General features: G+C 54.2%; 6 protein-coding genes and 1 pseudogene. 5 read left to right on the forward strand and 2 right to left on the reverse strand.

The features are described 5' to 3' along the window. Both ALO64_RS24490 and ALO64_RS16060 read left to right on the forward strand, forming a co-directional pair. The coding region (locus tag ALO64_RS24490; protein WP_157058663.1) for an adenylyl-sulfate kinase at window positions 1-181 on the forward strand (181 nt) is incomplete at its 5' end. A 152-nt stretch (window positions 182-333) separates the two neighbouring features. Beyond that, entirely contained in the window at window positions 334-852 is a 519-nt protein-coding gene (locus ALO64_RS16060) for a DUF4142 domain-containing protein (protein WP_005756927.1), read from the forward strand. Between the two features lie 270 nt (window positions 853-1,122). Here the strand turns inward: ALO64_RS16060 and ALO64_RS16065 are convergent, their stop codons facing one another. Together ALO64_RS16065 and ALO64_RS16070 are read right to left on the reverse strand one after the other, a co-directional pair. After that, the gene (locus ALO64_RS16065) at window positions 1,123-1,320 is read right to left on the reverse strand and encodes a hypothetical protein (RefSeq protein WP_002555971.1); all 198 of its coding nucleotides are present in this window, start codon (window positions 1,318-1,320) and stop codon (window positions 1,123-1,125) included. 38 nt (window positions 1,321-1,358) lie between these two features. Further along, entirely contained in the window at window positions 1,359-2,240 is an 882-nt protein-coding gene (locus ALO64_RS16070; RefSeq protein ID WP_002555970.1) for a manganese catalase family protein, read from the reverse strand. Window positions 2,241-2,665: 425 nt separating this feature from the next. On the opposite strand from ALO64_RS16070, the gene ALO64_RS16075 reads away from it, so the two are divergent. From ALO64_RS16075 to ALO64_RS26870, 3 genes and pseudogenes are all read left to right on the forward strand, one after another. Continuing rightward, window positions 2,666-2,890: a DUF6555 family protein gene (locus ALO64_RS16075; RefSeq protein WP_002555969.1), complete on the forward strand. Its 225-nt coding sequence runs from the start codon at window positions 2,666-2,668 to the stop codon at window positions 2,888-2,890. 1,424 nt (window positions 2,891-4,314) lie between these two features. Continuing rightward, window positions 4,315-4,440 (forward strand): annotated as a pseudogene (locus ALO64_RS26865) (hypothetical protein); the annotation flags it as partial. A 297-nt stretch (window positions 4,441-4,737) separates the two neighbouring features. After that, on the forward strand, window positions 4,738-5,204 hold a 467-nt coding region (locus ALO64_RS26870; protein WP_408002913.1), incomplete at its 3' end, for a methyl-accepting chemotaxis protein.

The following is a 5,204-nucleotide window of genomic DNA, read 5'->3' on the forward strand; positions in this document are numbered from 1 at the left end:
TGCTCGGAGCTTCCCTAAAGGGCTTTATCGCCGGGCGTTGGCAGGCGAGTTGAAAGACTTTACCGGCATCAGCGCCCCTTACGAACTGCCTGCTGGCGCCGCCCTTTGTCTTGATACCAGTCAATTATCAATGGATGACTGTCTTGAGCGAGTTTTACGACTGCTCAGTCTGAATACATAAGCTGGCTGGCTCACCTGCTGGGTTCAGGATCATCGACATCGGCCTTTTGCTGCAAGCGGTCGGACAGGCTGAACACAGGTTTTGGGCGTGGGTCAAAACGTCTATATCGTCGATAACGATGACGTATTCAGCCCACACAAGGATGATCGAAAATGAACAATTATTTTCGCATGAGCGCCATTGCCATCGTGCTTTCGCTAGGCTCTCAAGTGGCTACCGCTGCGCAGGACGCTGATGACTTTGTAAAAGATGCTTCTGCAGCAGGGATCGCAGAAGTTCTGGTTGGCAAGCTTGTACAGGATGAGAAGGGTGTGTCTGCCGACGTGAAGAAGTTTGCTCAGCAAATGGTCACAGACCACACGGCTGCTAACGATAAGCTGGCAGCGATTGCCAAAAGCAAGAACCTTGAACTGTCCGAGGACCCCATACTGATGGACAAAGCCGAGGCCGCCATTCTGGAAATGCACAAGAAGTCGTTTGATCAAGCGTATGCCAATAATCAGGTCATTGCGCATGAGCAGGCGACCAAACTGTACAAGGAAGAGGCCGAGAACGGTGATGACCCCGAGCTCAAGGCGTTTGCCAAAGCCACGTTGCCAACACTTGAGCAGCATCTTGAACATGCGAAAAAACTTTCTGCTGCGCATGGCGACGACGCTGCCAAAAAGTGATGTAACTGTAAAAACGTGATGGGATATTGCGCATGATGACATCTTCCTGGCGAGAGGTAAGGTCATGCGGCTATTGATACGTCACTGAATGATATGACTTTCGGCGCTGCAAACATCTGAGCGTTCGTGAATGAACAAATTTTCTATTGTCATACGAGTCATGGTTATACCCTTTTCAGTAACCGAGTGACTTATCCACAGGCAAGGCTGGTGTCCAGCCTGCCTGGGGACTCGTCTTATAGACCGTATGCCATTGGTGACCAGATGTGATCAGCGTTCGGGCAGGTTGTTATCAAGCAAGGTTCCAACCCCGAAGACCTTCATAGCCATCACCACCTGAAGACCCCGACGTGCGAGCAGCGCCTGAGCCTCGAAAGCACGAAGCCCTTTTACAAACACCGCGTCGGTCAACGCAGTATCCAACTCGCCCTGAGACGGGAGAGGTTTGCGGGAGCGAAGTTTTTTCATGATTCCGTTCTCCTGAACAAGGCAGGCTTAAACCCGTTTCAAACATTTTTGCCCTGTACAAAACCAGAACCCAGATCCGCACCGGTAATAGGGTTGGCAGTCGGATCGGACTGGGTCCGCTCCTTCATCATTTCCAGCACTTCCGCATCCTTGGCATCCAGCGTGACGGAAGCAGTGCCATCGCCGCCATCGACTGCCGGTTGTGGCGATTCCACATACTCCCATACACCGCCCTGGTTCCACGGACCGCGTACATTGGGTTCACCGGACATGTTGAAGTACTTGTTGGTAAATTCCGGCATGCCTGGCAGTTTGCCCTGCGGGAAGTTGGGCTGGATGGCGTGCAGGGCTTTTTCGAAAGACAACTGGTGAGCGATTTCACGTGTCATCAGAAAGCCCAGTGCCTCTTTCACGCCCGGGTCATCTGTCACGTTCATCAAACGCTCGTAAACAATCTTCGCTCTGGATTCCGCAGCGATGTTGGAGCGGAAGTCAGCCGTTGGCTCGCCAATGGTATCGATGTAGGCCGCCGTAAAAGGCACACCGGCAGAGTTGGTCAACGGCGCACCGGCCCCGTACAGCAGGCTGGTGATATGGGAGTCGTTGCCATTGCCGTTGATGGAGCGGTAAAGCTCGCCTTCTTCTTCGATGCCTTCAGCCAATTGACCTTTGGCACCTTTGTTGAGCATGACAATAATCGAGCCGACTATTTCCAGGTGGCTCAACTCTTCGGTGGCGATGTCCATCAGCAGGTCTTTACGGCCTGGATCCTCCTCGCTCAACCCTTGAGTGAAATAACGTCCAGCTGCTGCCAGCTCGCCTTGGGCACCGCCGAACTGTTCCAGCAGAAGATTGGCCAGTCCAGGGTTTGGTCTAGCTACCCGCACGGTATATTGAAGCCGCTTGTTATGAATAAACATGTCGTATCCTCAGGCGTGATCTTTTGGGAAGCGTCAACCCACCTGGATGGGTTCTATTCAACGCAGTCACTGGATATGAGAAAGCGGAGATGTAGACGTTGCGTATAACTTTAGTGAACGGGATGAACGGCCTGAAAATCCGGGTTCAATAGAATTTTCTTATTCGCTGAATGTTTGAAAAACAACACACTCTTAGTTCAGAGGCCCCGCAGACAATGCTCAGAGCGTAAGCCGTCTGTGTTGGCGAAAAATTCAAAAAAGACGGGTTATAAACAAAGTCTATTAGTTGTCATAGCCTTGCGGCCATCCCTATCGGCATGAGTGAGGGTGGCTATATGATATCGCTTACATGATGGCATTAATATTTTGAATTTTTCGAAAACCCTGCGATCTGTTTTGCGAGTTGACAAAGCAGGAGCACCACAATGGCTGATGAAAAACACTACCGTATCGATTACCTGCTGCATGGCAGTTACAAGACGTTCTATATAAGAGCGGTTGTCATGGACAATAAAGAAGCCTGGCACTGGGCGTCGGTGGATGCAGGATTCGGTGCGATCCCCAAGTACCGTTCCGACCCGGTACCAAAGCTGAGCAAGCCTCAAGCTGAAAAGCTCGGGTTGTCGAACGTGGAGTGGACGAGGGCTTGAAAGGTCCTCGTTCAAAACGCTATGAAGCTCACCGTCGTGCGTCACGATGCCGCACGACGGTGTACGCGCTGAAAAATCTGTGTTCGGCAGATCTGCCGGATGGACACCCGTTTCCCGCCATACTGAGCTGAATTCACCTCATTTGGATCAGCGTTCATCGCAAGCTCCGCACCTCACACCCCGCTTCCGCTCCCCGCCGCAAATCCCCGCAACCTCACGTTCTACGTGGCCCTGCCGATAGCCCGGTATCAGATTATGGCCTCATTGAACTTCCCCGATAGGGCACAGCTCTGAAGTGATGTCACTATGCCTCTATCTGAATGGATGATTCCCTTCGAGGTGGTACCACTGACCTTGCACCTGCCGTGATGCAAAGAAATAAAGGGGCTTTTTCAGCCGGATCGGGCACCCTAATTAAAATAGAGACCACTATGAACATCCTTTCGCCTGGTATTTACCTTACCAATCGCCTGCGCTTCCCTGCCAAGTTTGCCGTTTTAGCCATCATCATTGTCATCCCGCTGATCGTTCTTGGTCTTCGGGTTTTCAACAGTCTGAATGCGAGCATCGACACCGTTGCCCAGGAACGTATCGGTCGTGAATACCTGCATGTCATGACACCCGTTCTGCGACTCTCCATGCTGCAGCGTGCAGCAACCAACCGTTTGCTCGCCGGTGATGCCTCCGCTGCCCAGGATCTGGCCAGCAACCGCACCCAGCTTGAAACAGCGCTTGGTAACCTCGCCGACATGGATGCCCGTCAAGGACGTCTGCTGGAGACCGAGAGTCGCGTGCAGCGTCTTCGCGAAGGTGCGCGTTCCCTGATGGAAAGTCTCAAGCCTGGTCTTTCGCAAGACGAGGTGTTTGCACAGTGGAATGAGCAACTGGCCCAGACACTCAACTTTATCTATTACGTCTCGGCTACCTCGGGCATGGTGCTCGACGAAGATTATGCGTCGCTGTTTCTGATCGACCTGAGCACCATTCGTATGCCCAGAGAAATCAACGTGGCTGGTCAGATCCGGGGTATCACAGCCGGTTTGAGTACCGGTCAGGGGCTAAGCGTACCGATGCGCGGCTCGCTTGAAAGCCTGTTGAAGATCGAACTGCAATTTCGCGCGGAGCTGGAGCAAGGCATTCGACTGCTCAAGCGTCGTGCTCCAGAGCTTGCTGCCCGCATTGGCGACCCTATCGCTTCGGCCACCTCGACGATGGACAGTTTTCGCAACGACCTGCACGCCTACGTCAAAGGTACAGAGTTCTCGGTGCAGCAGGGGCAGGCGCTGAGCGCGCGCGGTAACGCCGTGGTAGCCGGGCTTTATAAGGCCCAGGACGAAATCCAGAGTGCGCTTCAAGGTGAACTGGATACGCGTTACGACGCGCTCTTGCTGCAACGCGAAGTCGTGATTGCCATGTGCGTAATCATGGGCTTGCTGTTGCTCTATGCGTTCTTCAGCATCTACCGTGCCCTGCGCCTGACCATTGATGGTCTGCTGGGCGTCACCCGTCGCCTGGCCGACGGTGATCTGAGTGCCCGTGTACAGGTGAGCAGCAAGGACGAAGTGGCTGACATCGCCAACGGTCTGAACCTGATGGCCGAAGCATTCGCCAGCTCCATTTCGCACATGGACCGCACGTCATACGAACTGTCTGATGTGGCTGCCCGACTGGGCACCTCCATCGGTCTGGCCAAGCAGTCGATGAACGCGCAACAGGCTGAAACCGAGCAAGTGGCGACGGCCATCAACGAAATGACCACAAGCGTGGCCGACGTAGCGCAGAACACCGAAGGTGCTGCGCTGGCTGCTGATGAAGCGAACACCGCCTCGCGTAACGGGCTGCGCATCATGCATCAGGCCCACTCGACCATTCAGGCTCTGGCTGAAGAAGTGGAAGTCAGCGCCCAGAAAGTCCAGGCGCTGGCCCTGCACAGTCAGTCTATTGGTGGGGTTATTCAGGTCATCAGTACGATTGCCGATCAGACCAACTTGCTGGCCCTGAATGCTGCCATCGAAGCGGCCCGGGCTGGCGAGCAAGGCCGTGGGTTTGCTGTGGTGGCTGATGAAGTCCGCACACTGGCTTCGCGAACTCAGGCGTCGACCGAAGAAATCCGCAACATCATCCAGCAACTGCAAAGTGCCACCGATGTTGCCGTGCAGCAGATGCAGGCCGGCCAGCTAAAGGCTCAAGCGTGCATCAGTGCCGCCAGCGATGCTTCTGGCAGCCTGTCGAGCATCAGCCAGGGCGTCGAGCGTATCGTCGAGATGAACACTCAGATCGCCAGCGCCGCGGTGCAGCAGCATGCGGTTTCCGA

The sequence above is a fragment of the Pseudomonas meliae genome, assembly GCF_001400515.1.
Taxonomy (GTDB): Bacteria; Pseudomonadota; Gammaproteobacteria; order Pseudomonadales; family Pseudomonadaceae; genus Aquipseudomonas; species Aquipseudomonas amygdali.